Origin of the sequence: Erythrobacter tepidarius, assembly GCF_002155695.1 — a bacterium.
In the GTDB taxonomy this organism is placed as follows: Bacteria; Pseudomonadota; Alphaproteobacteria; order Sphingomonadales; family Sphingomonadaceae; genus Erythrobacter; species Erythrobacter tepidarius.
In genome coordinates this window covers 116118-130670 of record NZ_MUYJ01000001.1, presented here as the reverse complement: position 1 = coordinate 130670, position 14553 = coordinate 116118, and the positions used below count along the sequence as shown (strand labels likewise).

The 14553-nt window shown below is 67.6% G+C and carries 12 protein-coding genes; 1 reads left to right on the top strand and 11 read right to left on the bottom strand.

Annotated elements, in window-relative coordinates:
* Positions 1-242 precede the first annotated feature (242 nt).
* The 11 genes from BZF61_RS00590 to BZF61_RS00540 all read right to left on the bottom strand — a co-directional run bounded on the left by BZF61_RS00590 (position 243) and on the right by BZF61_RS00540 (position 12583).
* On the bottom strand, positions 243-1772 hold the full coding sequence (locus BZF61_RS00590; protein WP_086616691.1) for a Ppx/GppA family phosphatase: 1530 nt from the start codon (positions 1770-1772) through the stop codon (positions 243-245).
* The gene (locus BZF61_RS00585) at positions 1769-3988 is read right to left on the bottom strand and encodes an RNA degradosome polyphosphate kinase (protein WP_086616690.1); all 2220 of its coding nucleotides are present in this window, start codon (positions 3986-3988) and stop codon (positions 1769-1771) included. The genes BZF61_RS00590 and BZF61_RS00585 overlap by 4 nt, the downstream gene beginning before the upstream one ends.
* A 133-nt stretch (positions 3989-4121) precedes the next feature.
* Complete coding sequence (gene virB11 / locus BZF61_RS00580) at positions 4122-5147, bottom strand: P-type DNA transfer ATPase VirB11 (protein WP_086616689.1); 1026 nt, start codon at positions 5145-5147, stop codon at positions 4122-4124.
* Positions 5148-5155: 8 nt separating this feature from the next.
* Positions 5156-6286: a TrbI/VirB10 family protein gene (locus BZF61_RS00575; RefSeq protein ID WP_245804440.1), complete on the bottom strand. Its 1131-nt coding sequence runs from the start codon at positions 6284-6286 to the stop codon at positions 5156-5158.
* 37 nt (positions 6287-6323) lie between these two features.
* Positions 6324-7148, bottom strand: a complete 825-nt coding sequence (locus BZF61_RS00570; protein ID WP_086616688.1) for a TrbG/VirB9 family P-type conjugative transfer protein — start codon at positions 7146-7148, stop codon at positions 6324-6326.
* Positions 7145-8338, bottom strand: coding sequence for a TrbL/VirB6 family protein (locus BZF61_RS00565; protein WP_086616687.1), 1194 nt, complete (start codon positions 8336-8338; stop codon positions 7145-7147). The genes BZF61_RS00570 and BZF61_RS00565 overlap by 4 nt, the downstream gene beginning before the upstream one ends.
* Positions 8335-10764 (bottom strand): VirB4 family type IV secretion/conjugal transfer ATPase, encoded by a 2430-nt coding sequence (locus BZF61_RS00560; protein WP_086616686.1) that lies wholly within the window; start codon positions 10762-10764, stop codon positions 8335-8337. The genes BZF61_RS00565 and BZF61_RS00560 overlap by 4 nt, the downstream gene beginning before the upstream one ends.
* Entirely contained in the window at positions 10754-11038 is a 285-nt protein-coding gene (locus BZF61_RS00555) for a VirB3 family type IV secretion system protein (protein WP_086616685.1), read from the bottom strand. Before BZF61_RS00555 ends, BZF61_RS00560 begins: the two co-directional genes overlap by 11 nt.
* Entirely contained in the window at positions 11038-11349 is a 312-nt protein-coding gene (locus tag BZF61_RS00550; RefSeq protein WP_086616684.1) for a TrbC/VirB2 family type IV secretion system protein, read from the bottom strand. Before BZF61_RS00550 ends, BZF61_RS00555 begins: the two co-directional genes overlap by 1 nt.
* A gap of 35 nt (positions 11350-11384) precedes the next feature.
* On the bottom strand, positions 11385-12011 hold the full coding sequence (locus tag BZF61_RS00545; RefSeq protein WP_086616683.1) for a lytic transglycosylase domain-containing protein: 627 nt from the start codon (positions 12009-12011) through the stop codon (positions 11385-11387).
* Between the two features lie 170 nt (positions 12012-12181).
* Positions 12182-12583 (bottom strand): tetratricopeptide repeat protein, encoded by a 402-nt coding sequence (locus tag BZF61_RS00540; protein ID WP_158094038.1) that lies wholly within the window; start codon positions 12581-12583, stop codon positions 12182-12184.
* 323 nt (positions 12584-12906) lie between these two features.
* Between BZF61_RS00540 and BZF61_RS00535 the strand changes: the two genes are divergently transcribed.
* Positions 12907-14472 carry a hypothetical protein gene (locus tag BZF61_RS00535; RefSeq protein WP_086616681.1) on the top strand — a complete coding sequence of 522 codons (1566 nt, stop codon included), beginning with the start codon at positions 12907-12909 and terminating at the stop codon, positions 14470-14472.
* The last annotated feature ends 81 nt before the right edge of the window (positions 14473-14553 follow it).

Here is a 14553-nt window from a genome sequence, read left to right as displayed (position 1 = left end):
CCTGATGATTTACAAGATTATGCATTGTTAAAACGGGCCGGACGGACAGCACGATCACGCGCCGATCGCACGGGCGGACCGCACCGGGTCGGACGAGGCGATCGCACCGCACACAGCTTATGCGCCCGGGCGTCTGTAGGAAACGGGGGCTATGGCAGCCTCCCCGTTACCCCCGGCGCCAGCCGCGATACGAAAAACCGGCAAGGCCCGCTGGGCGCATGGCGAAGGTGGGCCGGCACCCCCTACATCACATCGTTCGGCACCACCTCGACCCGCCAGCCAATGCCGAGCCGGCCGGCGAGGAGCTTCATGTCCTTTTCGGTCGGCTGGCCGAACAGCGCGGCATGGCTTTCCGCCAGCCGCAGCACCAGCGCGCCGTCTTCCACCGTCAGCCGGCTGACTTCGAGCGAGCGGCGCGACTGCGCGCCCAGCCGCCGCGCGAGCCGCAGCGCGAGGCCCCAGCGGATCGCCTCTTCGAGCGCCTCCTCACTCGCCAGCGCCCGCAGGCGCGCGGGCAGGTTCAACTGGTTGCCATTGGCCGCGATCGCCGCCGCCATCATGGCCCGGCCCTTGCTGTCGATTGCGATCCAGCGCTTGTGCAGCGCCCAGTCAATCGCCTGTGGCAGGCGCAGGTTGGGCTCGATCTGCATCGAAGCCAGCGCCAGCATCGTCGCTCCCAGCCGCAGCCGTTCGCTGCCATGGGTGCGGGCCGGGGCGGCATCGAGCGTCCAGGCCGCCATGCGCGTTGCCAGCGTTGCCGGCGCCCCGCGCTGGCTGGCGAACACCGCGATCCCGGCCAGCAGCGGATCCTGCGCCCGGCTGTGCGCAGGCAGACGGTCATAGATCAACCCCTCGCGCAGACCCCAAGAGGAGAACACCACTTTCGCCGGATCGAGCCGCGCCAGCAGCGCCGTCAGCAGCACCGCGGCATCGGGCAGCTTTTCCGCGCGCATCGAGGAAATCCGCTCACGCCCGCGCAAGGCCTCACCCTCGCTTCCGGCAAGCGCCTCGGCAATCTGGAGCGCGGCCGCCTTATCGAGCTCGAAGCCGTGCGGATCGCTCAGCGGGTGGCCCGAGACCGCCATCGCATGGATCGCCATCGCGCGCCACGTGCCGCCCACCAGATAGAGCGCACCGCGGGTTGCGGGCGGGGTAGCGGCGAGATCCCAACCGGCGGCACGGATCGCCTTGTCGAGCGCCTTCTTCATCCCTGCCCGGCCGCCCTTGCGGTATTCGGGCAGGCGCAGCGTCCCCAGCGGCAGGGTGCTTGCGCCATCGGCCGAACCCTGGCTCACCCGCACCAGTTCAAGGCTGCCGCCACCCAGATCGGCGACGATGCCCTGCGCATCGGGAAAGGCCCCGATCACGCCATGGGCGCTGAGCAGCGCCTCTTCCTCGCCCGAAATGACCCGTGGCTGAAGCCCGATCGCGCGCAATTGCGCGACGAATTCGCGCCCGTTGACCGCCTCGCGCACCGCGGCCGTGGCGACGGTTTCGACATCCTCGATGCCCAGATCCGCGAGCAGCAGCGCGAAGCGGCGCAATCCGCGCAGAGCCAGCGCCATCGCCTCGTCCGCGAGCCGGCCGGTGCCGGCGATCTCGCGTCCGAGCTTGGCAGTGACCTTCTCGTTGAGCAGCACCATCGGTGCGCGCATCGTGCCGCCATAGACCACCAGACGCACCGTGTTGGATCCGATGTCGATGATCGCGCGCTGCGGCGTGCCGCCGGCGAAGGTGCCGGAGCGGTCGGCCTGCCGAGAACGGTAACTCATGCCATGCCCCCCCGCCGCAGGGAGAGCTTGGGCACCGCGCCCGCTTCCAGCGCCCCGCCGCGGCCCGACAGCGACGGGTTGGTCATGAAATAGCGGTGGCAGTTGAACGGCTTGCCATCGGTCTCGACCCGCGAATAGGTTCCATCTGCGTGCAGCCACCAGCTCTGTTCGGTATCGAGCATGTTGGCGAGCAACACCTGCTGGAGCACCTGATCATGCACCGTGCGGTTGAGGATGGGGATCAGCGTTTCGACCCGGCGATCGAGATTGCGGCTCATCAGGTCCGCCGAGGCGATGAACACCGCCGCCTGCGCGCTCGGCATGGGTGCGCCATTGGCAAAGGCGTAGATGCGGCTGTGTTCGAGGAAGCGACCGATGATCGACTTGACCCGGATGTTCTCGGACAGGCCGGCGATCCCCGGTCGCAGACAGCAGATGCCGCGCACCACCAGTTCGACCTGCACCCCGGCATTGGAGGCGGCATAGAGCCGGTCGATCATCCCCTCGTCGGTGAGCTGGTTGCACTTCATCCAGATTGCCGCAGGCTGGCCTTTGCCGGCATTGGCGATCTCGGCATCGATGCGGGCATAGATCTCCTCGCGCAGATCGATCGGCGCGATGTGGAGGCGTTCGAGCGCGTGGGGCTGGACATAGCCGGTGATGAAGTTGAACATCTTGGCCGCATCGCGCCCCAACTTGGGATCGGCGGTGAAGAAGCTGAGATCGGTGTAAACCCGCGCGGTGACGGGGTGATAATTGCCGGTGCCGAAGTGACAATAGGTTCGAAAGCCGCCGCCTTCGCGCCGCACCACCATCGCCACCTTGGCGTGGGTTTTCCAGTCGGTGAAGCCGTAGATCACCTGCACGCCCGCGCGTTCGAGCGCACTGGCCCATTTGAGGTTCTGTTCCTCATCGAAGCGGGCCTTCAGCTCCACCACCGCGGTCACCGACTTGCCGGCCTCGGCCGCCTCGATCAGCGCGCCGATCACCGCTGACTGGCTGCCTGCGCGATAGAGCGTCTGCTTGATCGCCACCACGTCGGGATCGGCCGCGGCCTGGCGCAGGAAATCGACCACCACCTCGAAGCTTTCATAGGGGTGATGGATGATGATGTCCTTCTCGCGGATGGCGGAGAAGGCATCGCCGTCATGCTCGCGGATGCGTTCGGGAAAGCGTGGGGAATAGGCGTCGAACTTGAGATCGGGGCGATCCTCGGCGACGATCTCGGCAAGGCCATCGATCCCGATCATCCCGTCGGTCTTGATGACGGCGGCCTCGTGGATGCCGAGCTGTTCGCGCAGCAGGGCCTCGGCCGCGGGGTCGAAATCCTCCTCCAGTTCGAGCTGGATCACCTGCCCCCGGCGGCGGCGCTGGATCGCGGAGCGGAAGGTGCGCACGAGGTCTTCGGCCTCTTCCTCGATCTCGATGTCGCTGTCGCGCAGCACCCGGAACAACCCGTCGCCCTGGATGGTGAAGCCGGGGAAAAGCGCCGCAGCATAGCGCTGGATGAGGCTGGCGATCGAGATGTAGAGCGCCCCGCCCCGCATCCCCGCCGGCCCGCCATCGGCGCTGGTGATCTCGTCCGGCACGCGCACGAAGCGCGGCAGAGCGCTGGGGATCAGCACCATCTCGATGATCTGCTCGCCGGTCTCGTCGCGGGTCAGCGTGAACAGCAGGCCCATCCCTTCGTTCTGGACGAAGGGGAACGGGTGCGCGGGATCGAGCGCCTGCGGCGTGATGACCGGCAGGATCTCGTTAAGGAAAAACGCTTTCAGCCACTTGTGCGCAGCCGGCTGGACGCGCTGCTCGTCGGCGACATGGATGTCGACCGCGGCCAGCGCCTCGCGCAGCGAGCGCCAGATTGCCTGCTGGCGCTGCGAGAGATCGGCGAGCTTCTCGCGGATCGCGGCGAGCTGTTGGGTCGGGCTGCGCCCGTCGATCGAGGGGGTTGCGAGGCCGCGCTGCACCTGCCCGACGAGGCCGGCGACGCGGATCATCATGAACTCGTCGAGATTCTTGCCCGAAATCGACAGGAACCGCAGCCTTTCGAGCAGCGGATAGGCCTCGTTGCCGGCCTCGGCCAGCACCCGCTGGTTGAACTGGAGCCACGACAGCTCGCGGTTGAAATAGGGGGATTCGTCAGGGGCAAGCTTGGCCATCGGCGCGGCCACCGCCTGTGCAGGAGCGGATTCGCTGCCAATCGGTGAGGTACTCATCGCTTTCCCGTTCCGCCTCGCGCCGCGGTGCCGGGCGCGTTTTCTGCAATCGCATGTGTTCGCTTGGCCGCCAGGTGTAAATCACCTTGATGGCTCTGTCATACAAATGTCAATCAGGCGGGCGGAAGGGGCGTCAGAGCAGTTCGCGGCTCTCGGCAATGCCGGTAATGCCGCGCTTGCCATTGGCATCGCGGCCCAGTTGCACGATCACGTCGATCACGCTCGCGGCGTAGGCGATCGTGTCAGCGCGGGTCAGGCCGATGCCGGTCTGCATCACCATCAGCGCCAATTGCTCGAGCGCGCCGCGCAAGCTGTTGGCATGGATGGTCGAGAAGCTCCCCGGGTGGCCTGTGTTGATTGCGCGCAGGAAGCTGACGCTCTCGGCCCCACGCAGCTCGCCCAGCACGATCCGGTCGGGGCGCAGGCGCAGCGCGGCCTGAAGCAGCTCGTTGGCGGTAACCTTGGCTTCGCCCAGCTCGCCCTTGACCGCGACCAGGCCGACGCCGTTTTCGCCCGGCAGTTTCAGCTCGGGCGTGTCCTCGACCAGCACCACACGTTCATCGCGCGGGATCTCGCCCAGCATGGCGTTGAGAAAGGTGGTCTTGCCGGTGCTGGTGCCGCCCGAGATCAGGATCGTGCGCCGCGCCCGGATCGCTGCGCGCAGATAGGCGATCGGCTGGGTCTGCGGGTCGGGCAGGTCGAAGGTCATTTCGCCAGCCAGCGGTCCGGTGTCATAGGCATCGAGCGGCAGATCGAGCCGGCGGTGGCGGCGGATCGCCATCACCCAGTGACGGCGAGCCGCGGGCGGGCCGCAGAACTGCGCGCGCGCGCCATCCGGCAGGGTCGCGCCGAGCAGCGGATGCTCGCGGTTGATCCCCTGATGCGAGACGCGCGCCACCTGTTCGGCGAGGCGCTGCACCAGCCGGTCGTCGATCTCCGGGGTCTCGATCCGCTGCATCCCCGGATTGGCGGCATCCTCGATCCACACCTCGCCAGGTCGGTTGACCATGATCTCGGTCACCGTGTCGCGGTCGAGCCAGCGGCGGAACGGCGCGAGATAGGCCTCGAGATAGACCGAGCGTTCAGCCGAAACCCGTGCGCCGGTGTCGGCCTCGCTCGTGCCTGGCTCTGCCGGCAGCCGGTGGATATCCGCGCTCATGCCGCCGCTCAGTTGCCGACCGTGCTGAAGTCCAGATCGCGCGCGGTGAACACCCGGATCGGCTCGCCCATCGCCACCCGGATGGTGGGGCTGATCTGGCCCTGCGACTGCACCGCCGAATTGGCCGCGCCCTGCGCGCCGCCGGCAACGATCACGCCGCCCACGCCGCCGGTGGCAATCGCACCGAGCCCGCCGACCACCGAGAGCAGCAGGCCGGAGCCGAAACGCTGAAAGAAGTGGCTGTTGACATCGCCTTGCAACCCGGTCGTTCCGTCGAAGGCAATCGCGGGCGAGCCGATGTTGACCGAGACGCCATCGGGCCGGATCAGCCGCGTCCAGATCACATAGGCACGCTTCTGGCCCTGTTGCACCCCGGCCTGATACTGGCCGATCAGGCGCGAGGAGCGCGGGATCAGCACGCGCTTGCCATCGAAGCTGCGCACGTCCTGGCTCACCACCGCGCGGACATAGCCCGGCACGTCGGTGTTGATCGCCGTCTCAAGGATCGCCGGGATCAGGGTGCCTTCGGTGACGGTGGTCGAAGGATTGACCATCGCGCGCGCCTGCGCCGGTGCGCCGCCGACGCCGCCGACGCGGCTGGCGAATTCCGCCGCGCCCCCGGTGCCCACCGCCACGCCGGACGGATTGACCGCGGGCGCGCCGATCGGCGCTTCGGCCAGCCGTGCGCTGCGCGCGGTGCTGCCGTCAAACACCAGCTGCGGGCTGGCATAGGGATTGACTGCCGGCACCGCGTATTGGCCGGGCTGGCTGGCGAGCACCGGCGCAGGCGCAGGATCGGGCTGCGGCACCGATGGGGCTGGCGTCGCCGTCGGCACAGTGGTGGCGACCGGCGCGGGCGCAGCGGCCTGCGGCGCGGCGACCTGCGGATTGCCCACGCCTTGCGGATCGGGCAGTCGCGCGGATTCCATCGCCCAGAAAGTCACGGCACCGATCGCGCTGACCAGCGCCACCCCGGCTGCAAGGCCGAGGCCGTCCCCCCTGGCCTTGCGCTCGGTCACCGCGGGGAAGGCGGCGCGGCTGGCAAGGTCGATGATCTCGGCCGATTCCTGCTCGCGCGGATCGCTGCCCAAAGCGGAAGTGTCACCCTTCTTCGGCGGCAGACGCATGGCAAGGCGCATCACGGAGACTCCCTGACAGGATGGTTGGAGCAAGGCATCACTTGACCCCCTTCTTGCGCGCGCCGCTCAGGCCGGCGCTGCGGGCGGAATTGGCCGAGGGACCGATATTGGTAAGTGTCGCGGTATCGCGGCCCGAACGCAGGATGATCTGCGGCGGCACCCCGTCGATCACCACCGTATCGCCGCGCACGGTGAAGTTGACCGGGCCTTCCTCGCCGTCCTGGTTCATCACCAGCACGGCGGGGATGGCGGTTCCGGCGGGCCAGGTGAGGAACACCGCGAGGCCATCGTCGAAGGCCTTGGCTGGCAGCAGCTCGGGTGTGCCCGCACCGGCCCATTCGAAATTAATGCGGGCCGGATCGACCACCGCATAGGGATCCTGCGCGGCGGCAAGCTCGCCGGGGTCGGCCTTGGCCCGCAGGGCTTCGGCCTCGGCCTCGGCAGCCGCGGCGAGACGCGCTTCCTCGGCGGCCTTTTCAAGATCGGGATAGCGGAACTGGAGCACGTAGAGCGCGGCGTTCTTCGGGCTGGCGACAAGATCGAACAGATAGGTGCGCTTGTCGGTCACCACCGTCATGTTGGTGCGCGCGGTCGGTTCGAGCGGCTTCACGAACAGGATCGTCTGCGCCTTGTTGGGCTGCACCTGCCAGGCGGTGGAATCGCCGATGGCGACGTTCTCGATCACCTCGTCGGGGGCGAACTTGATGGTGGTCTGCACCAGCACCTTGCCGTCGATCCGCACCACCTGCGCCTCGTCGTACACGATTGTCTTGAGGCGCGGATCAGCGGCCAACGCGGGCGTGCAAACGGCGAGCGCGGCGGCGGCGGACAGGATCAGCCGGAAGCGACCGGGGCGGATCATTGGTATTTCTCCGAGGGCATGGGGGCAACGGGTTTCGGCGCGGCGCTACCGGCGGAACGGAAACGGTTGCCGATGCCGCGGGTACGCGCGGCGGCGGGACCCTGCGGGGTGATCTGCGCGCCGCTGCCGGTGGCATAGACGCGGGTCTCGCGAATCGTGGCGGCGGGGCCTGTGTCATTGGCGGCGATCACCGCCTGTGCCGGTGCAACATCGACCCGGCGCGGGGGGATCGTCGCGGCGGCAGCGGGGGCGACATTGGTGCTGCGCGGCAAGCTCGCCGCTGGTGCGGGCGCGGCAAGGCTGCGCGGCGCCTCCCCGCCCGTGCCACGCTCCTTGCTCGGCACCAGGCCGAACACCTGCCAGCGCGAGACCATCATCGCCGAGACCACCAGCGCCATCAGCATCAGCATCGCGTGGACGAAACCGACGAGGAAGAAGGCCATCGCCGCCTGCTGGTCGATCTGGCCCGGCACCGCCACCAGCGCGGCCAGCACCGGCACCGCCAGTTCGAGCATGATCGAGCCGCCCAGCACCGCGAACAGCGGCGCCAGCGCCATCATCGTCAGCCCCTTGAGCCAGCCGGTGAACAGCCCGCGCGTGCCTTCGAACAGCGCCAGCACCACGAAGATCGGCCCCAGCGCCAGCAGCAGCGCCAGCGCGATCCGCGCCGTGACCAGCAGCCCCACCGTGCCAAGCAGCAGCAGCATCGCGCCCATCCACATGATGCCCGGCGGGGAGAAGGCGTCGATATCCTTGGTGTCGCCGGTCGCCTGCTGGACGGCCTGGAACACCACGTCGAGCTTCTGCGCAAACACCGCCGTGGCGCTTTCGCCGCCGGTGCCGGTGAGGATGCCGGCGATCTGGTCGGGCCCGCCGATGAAGATGTTGTAGAAGATGGTCGAGAAGGCGACGAAGCTGGTGGCGAAGGTCAGCACCAGCCCCAACGTCATCATCCGCGGCAGCAACGCGCGCACCGACAGGTTCGAACGGCCCAGCATCAGCGAGATGCCGAAAAAGCCCACGTAAAGCCCCAGCAGGAGCGTCAGCGCGAAGGCGAGCTGGCCCTCGGTGCCGAACAGGCGGTTGAAGGCCTGCTCGCTGACGGTCGCGGCGATGCAGTCCACCGCCGTCAGCGCGGCGGAGACCCCCATCCCCATCGACTGGGCGGCCAGATCGCAGGCCGTGCTCATTCCGCCGCCTGCCAGAGGGGCTGGCCATCCTCGTCCAGCGCCGCGCCATCGGGCCAGGGCCGTCCGGTGAGCGCCGGATACCAGGCCGAAGGCGCATCGCCCACCGCCTCGCGCAGCAGATCGAGCCGGCGCACCGCGCTTTCGCGGCCCGAAAGGATCGTCAACACTTCGGGCGCGCCCGAGAGATCGAGCCGCACCACCACGCTCGCATCGGGCTGGCGAACGAGGAAGCAGCGCGAATGCGCCGGAAGCGAGCGGATCAGCGCGAATTCGTGTTGCGTCAGGCCAAATCCGTCACAGTAATCCTCGGGCCGCGCGCGGCTATTGGGCATGAACACCATGGTCGCGGTCTGTTCGACCAGTGCGGTCGCAATCCGGCTGTCGAGCGCGTCGCGCGCCGACTGCGTGGCAAAGCCGAGCAGCGCGTTGCGCTTCCGCAGCGTCTTGAGCCAGTCGCGGATGCGCGCGGCGAACACCGCGTCATCAAGCGCCTTCCAGCCCTCGTCGATCAGGATCATGGTCGGCTGCCCGTCCAGCCGCTCGTCGATGCGGTGGAACAGATACATCATCACCGGAGTGCGCAGGCGCGGGTTTTCGAGCAGCGCGGTCATGTCGAAGCCGAGCACGCGGGTCTCGAGATCGAGCAGATCGCGGGCATTGTCGAACAGCCAGGCATGCTCGCCCTCCCCGATCCACGCGGCGAGACGATCGGCCAGATCGCCCGGCTCGGGCCGGCGGGCGCCCGCCAGCAATTCCCTGAAATGCCGGAGACGCCGCAGCGAAGGATCGTTCGCATAGGTCGCATCGACCGCCGCCGCGATGGTGGCGAATTCCTCCGGCCCGTCGGCCTTGAGCAGCACCGCCAGCCAGTCGCGCAGGAAGGCGCGGTTCGCCGGGGTGTCGGGCAGCGAGAGCGGATTGAACCCGGTCGGCAGGCCCGGCGCGATACGGTCATAGCGCCCGCCGATCCCGCGGATGAACAGCTCCGCGCCGCGATCCTTGTCGAAAAGGATGGTGCGCGGGCGGAACTTCTGCGCCTGGGCGGCGAGGAAGTTCATCACCACGGTCTTGCCCGACCCGCTCGGCCCGATGACGCTGAAATTGCCGAGATCGCCGTGATGGAAATTGAAGAAGAACGGTGTGGCGCTGGTCGTCTCCAGCAGCGTGACCGCATCGCCCCAGTGGTTACCGCTCGCCTGCCCCAGGGCAAAGCCGTGGAAAGACCCGAAGCCCGCCATGTTGGCCGAGGAAATCAGCGCGCGGCGGACAATATATTCCTCGTTCCCCGGAAACTGCGCCCAGAAGGCAGGTTCGAGATTGGTGTCCTCGCGCACCGCGATCGCGCCGCTATCCGCGAGCGCCGCGGCGCAGGCGGCCATGGCGTCGTCGAGCCGGGGGAGCGTCGACTCGCGCACCAGCACGGTCAGGTGATGGTCGCCAAAGCCCACCGCCCCGCTGCCCAGCGCATCGCGCGCGGCGAGCATCTCGGCGCGTTCGGCGGCGGCCTCTTCATCGACCGAGCGCGAACGCCTGAGCGCAAGGTCGATCCGTTCCTTGGCGGTGGTGCGCTCATTGGGGGCATAGCTTTCGGTGACGACCATCTCGAACGGCAGGCGCAGGAGATTGTCGAGCAGGCCGGGCGAGGTCGCCTCGGGATAGTCCTTGAGCCCGAGGATCGCGGCAAAATCGGGGGCGCCGCTGCCGCGCAGCTCCATCGCATCAAGCCCGAAGCTCGCGCGGCGATAGGGCAGCATGTGGCCGATGTCGGTTTCGGGAGCAGGGCGGCGCACCGGGCGCATCTCGCCATTGTAGAGCGCCGAGAGCAGCTCGAGCATCTCCGAATTGGTGCCGCCCGAGCCGGGGGCCTGATAGTCGCCCAGCACCGCCGCGCCGTAATCTTGCAGGGAAGCGACCAGGCCGGTGATCGCGGCCTTGAGGCTGCGCAAATCCTTGGGATCAGGCTCCAGTTCCTGCGCGCTCGCACGGCTGAACAGCTTGCCGATGCGTTCCGGCAGGCCGGTCTTGCCGCGTGCGGGGCGGCGGATCAGGGTGATGAACTGGTCGTTGATGAACAGCGATCCCCCGGCGAGCCGCTGCTTCCAGCGCGCATCGATGTGGCGCGAGAGCGGATCGGGGAATTCCGCGTCGAGCTCGACCTCCACCCGGCGGCGGATGACGTGGTGATACATCACGAAGCGCGCATCGAGCGTCGAGCGCAGCATCACCTCGCGGGTGGCGGCGTGGGCGTTGAGCGCGTCCGAATCCTCGGTCTCGAACAAGAGGCCGGGCACCTGGATCGCGCTCATCACGCTGCCATCGCGCAGCAGCACGGTGCTCTCGTCGATCAGCCGGGCATAGGGCAGACGGTCGCCGACCTTGGCTTCCTTCGCGCTCCAGGCGGCGGCTCCGATCCATTTACGGGGCATAGGAATTGCACCCCCAGCGTTTGAAATTGGGCACCCGCGGGCACTTGGAAACCTTGGTGATCCACAGGTCGAAGATGCGCGGCTCGCGCAGCGAGGCGAAATAGCCGATGGCGTGCATCACCGCCGGAACCGGCAGGATCCACCAGCTCTTGAGGATCAGAAAGGCGATCGTCGTCACCATCAGGTTGATGATGAAGAAATTCATCGTCACCCCGGCGAACATCTGCGGGCGGGTAAGCGCACGGTGGACGGGATGGCGGACGAGGTCGCTCATCAGCCTGCTGCCGACTGGATGCCGGCGACGATGGTGGTCGCGCCGAACAGGATGAAGACGCCGATGATGACGGTCGCACCGAAGCGCCAGTTCATCCGGCCGGTGAGCATCATGAAGCCGATCGAGGCCACCGCCATCACGGCAATCACCGTCGCCACGGTCCCAAGCAGCGTGCCCTGCAGCCACAGCAGCGCATTGTTGATCGGGCCGGAGCCAGCCGGATCAGCGGTCTGCGCGAGAGCGGCGCCCGGGGCGAGCAACAGCGCGAGGGCAGCGGTCAGGCGGGCAGGCAGGCGGATTGCAGGCATCATTGCGGGTATTTTTCTTTCACTGGGCGCCGCGGTGGTCATAGCCCCGGCACGCGCGCGTGGTTGGCGAGCCGCCCCAAGATGGCGGCGACGTAGTGTTGGGTTTCCGGAATGTTGGGTATGCCCCCGGCCCGTTCGACCCGTCCCGGCCCGGCATTATAGGCTGCGAGCGCCTTTTCGAGATCGCCGTCGAACCGGTCGAGCTGTTCGCGCAGGTAGCGCGCCCCGCCCTCGAGGTTCTGGAACGGATCGGAGGAATCGACCCCGAGATAGCGCGCCGTGCCCGGCATGAGCTGCGCCAGCCCGCGCGCGCCGACCGGCGAGACGGCGTTCTCGCGCCAGCGGCTCTCCTGCCACACCACCGCTTCGAGCAGCGCGGGCGAGAGATCGAAGCGAGCGGCAAGTTCGTGGATCTTGGCAGCATAGCGCGCCGGCACCCCCGCCGCATGGCGGGCGGGATCGGAAATGGCCGCATCCGGCAGCATCATGCCTTCGGCCATGACGGGTGCGACCGCAGGCTCGGCAGTTGCCGGCCGGCCCGCGAGCGGCCCGGCAACCCAGCGCGCGCCCTGCGGGCCCAGTTCGAGCACGTCGGCATGCGCCGCGCTGGCGGCGGACAGCAGCATGGCAGCAATGGTGACGCGGCGCACCGCGGCGAGAATCATTCCAAGGCCCTCCGGAATGTCTCCCCATTGTCTAACCTAAATGACAAGCGGGTGACAGTCTTGCGAAACGGGTCCGGTTCGCACCCCCTGCCGGACACAAGAACGGGCAGGCCGCCCCCCGGCAACCCGCCCGTCATTGCGTTCCGGTGCGACCCAGGGCCGCGAAAACCTCAGTCGCGATAGGTCAGCTGCTCGCTGCGCGGGCGGAATTCGCCGCGTTCGAGCATGCGCAGCGCCTTGCGCGCCAGCCGACGCGAATCGGTGGTGCTGCCGTCGGCCGTGTCGAGCTCGACCACCTCGCGGCAAGCCAGCGCCGCCTCGAAGGCCGCGCGCGCCTTCGCGTCCTCGCCCTTGTGGGCATAGGCGATGCCGAGATTGATCAGCACCGCGGGATCGTGCGGATCGGCCGCGCTGGCGCGCTGGAGCACCGCCAGCGCCTCGTCTTCGCGCCCGGCAGCCAGTGTCTGCGCGGCGAGTTCCCCGGCCTGCGGGGGCGAGGCCATTGCAGTCCCGGTACCGGCGGCTTGCGGGGTGAAGGCCATCAAGGCCAGCGCGAACAGGGTGACAGACATGGGCTCAGGCTCCTCTTTCACGTGTGAGACGCAGAATGACTCACAAGAGGGCGTGATGCAACAAAACCGTAACATTGTAATTTTTCTGCAATCTTATTTCACAAGATACTGATTTATATACTATTCATACTGCAACAATCCGGTTTCCGGCGCGATCGGTTCGTGTCGTATTTGTCTTTCTTCAGTCATATTTCGTGAAATGCCATGCAGCTGTCATGCTGCAAGAATTCTGTCACGGAGCAGCCCTAGCGAGGCGGCGCGCCATCGAATCTTCCGTTGTCCGCGCGCTCATCGATTCTCGGCTTTTCAGGGGACCGCTCGCTGTGAAAAACATTCAACGCACTCTCGTTCTGGGTTGCAGCCTCGTGGCTCTGGCCGGCTGCGGCGCGGACGAAATCGTCTCGCCCGGCACCGGCGGCAACATCATCATCAACAACCCGTCGCCGGCACCCACCCCGACGCCGACCCCGACCCCGACCCAGTCGCAGGTGACCCCGGCGGCAGGCTGCCCGACCATCGCCACCTCGGGGGGCCTGGTCGACGCGGGCACCATCTCGGGCCCGACCGGCACCTATCGCGTGTGCCAGCTGCCGGCGCGCTTCACCTCGACCGATCTGCTGCCCTACATCCGCGGCCTGGTTTACCAGATCAACGGCCGGGTCGATGTCGGCAATGATCGCGGCTTCTCCAGCACCGGCACCAGCGTGACCCTGACGATCGAACCGGGCGTGATCCTGTTCGGCCAGCAGGACTCCTACCTCGTCGTCAACCGCGGCAACGCGATCCAGTCGAACGGCACCGCCGAGCGTCCGATCATCTGGACCAGCCGCGACAACATCCTGGGCCTCGCCAACGACAACAGCCAGCAGCAGTGGGGCGGCGTCGTGCTGCTCGGACGCGCACCGGTGTCGGATTGCTCGACCGGGGTGTTCAACACCAGCGCTGCGCCCAACAACAATCCGACCTGCGAAGGCCGCCTCGAAGGGGCTGCCGTGGCCACTCCCTTCGGCGGCGCCAATCCGGCGGACAGCTCGGGTTCGTTCCGCTTCAACCAGATCCGCTTCTCGGGCTTCGAACTGGCGCCCAACAACGAACTCCAGTCGCTGACCACCGGCGGCGCCGGTTCGGGCACGGTGATCGAGAACTTCCTCTCGTTCAACAGCTCGGATGACGGTGTCGAGTTCTTCGGCGGCGGGTTCAACGCCCGCAACTTGGCGATCATCGGCGCCTCGGACGATTCGCTCGACGTCGACACCGGGGCGATCGTCAACCTCGACACCGTGATTGCAGTCCAGCGTTCGACCACCGGCGACCGCATCATCGAGCTCGACTCGCCCAACGTGGCCGATCGCACCCCGTCGAACGCAATCCCGCAGACCCGCTTCCAGGTGAACAACTTCACCTTCGTCGTCCGCGACGGTGCGCCGCAGGTGGTGCAGGCGCGCGGCGGCGCGGCGCTCGGCCTCACCAACGGGGTCATCAATGCCGGCCTCAACCACTGCTTCCAGATCGATGAACCGTCCACGCTGGCCGCGCTCATCGGCGTGGATTCGGTGGTGGGTGATTGCCCGGCGACCGATCCGATCCGTGGCGGCGCGGGCAACACCAACGCCGACGTGGCGGCGCGCATCAACGCCGGCACCAACAACAACCTCGCCTTCACCATCACCCTCACCAATGGTGTGGTGAACGGGGCGGGCGAAACCGGCCGCACCCCGTTTGCTGCCTCCGGCCGTTCGAGCTTCTTCCCGAACCGCAGCTTCATCGGCGCGATCGAGAACGCCGCGGCGCTCACCAGCATCTTCGGCAACTGGACCTGCAACTCGTCGATCCAGAACTTCAACAGCGCGACGGGTAACTGCACGGGCCTGCCGGTTTACCCGGCTTGATCGGCGCTTATGCCACCGCAAGGGGGAGGCGCCGCGTGATGGCTGCGCCTTCCCCTTTTCGCATCCAGACTGACCAATTCA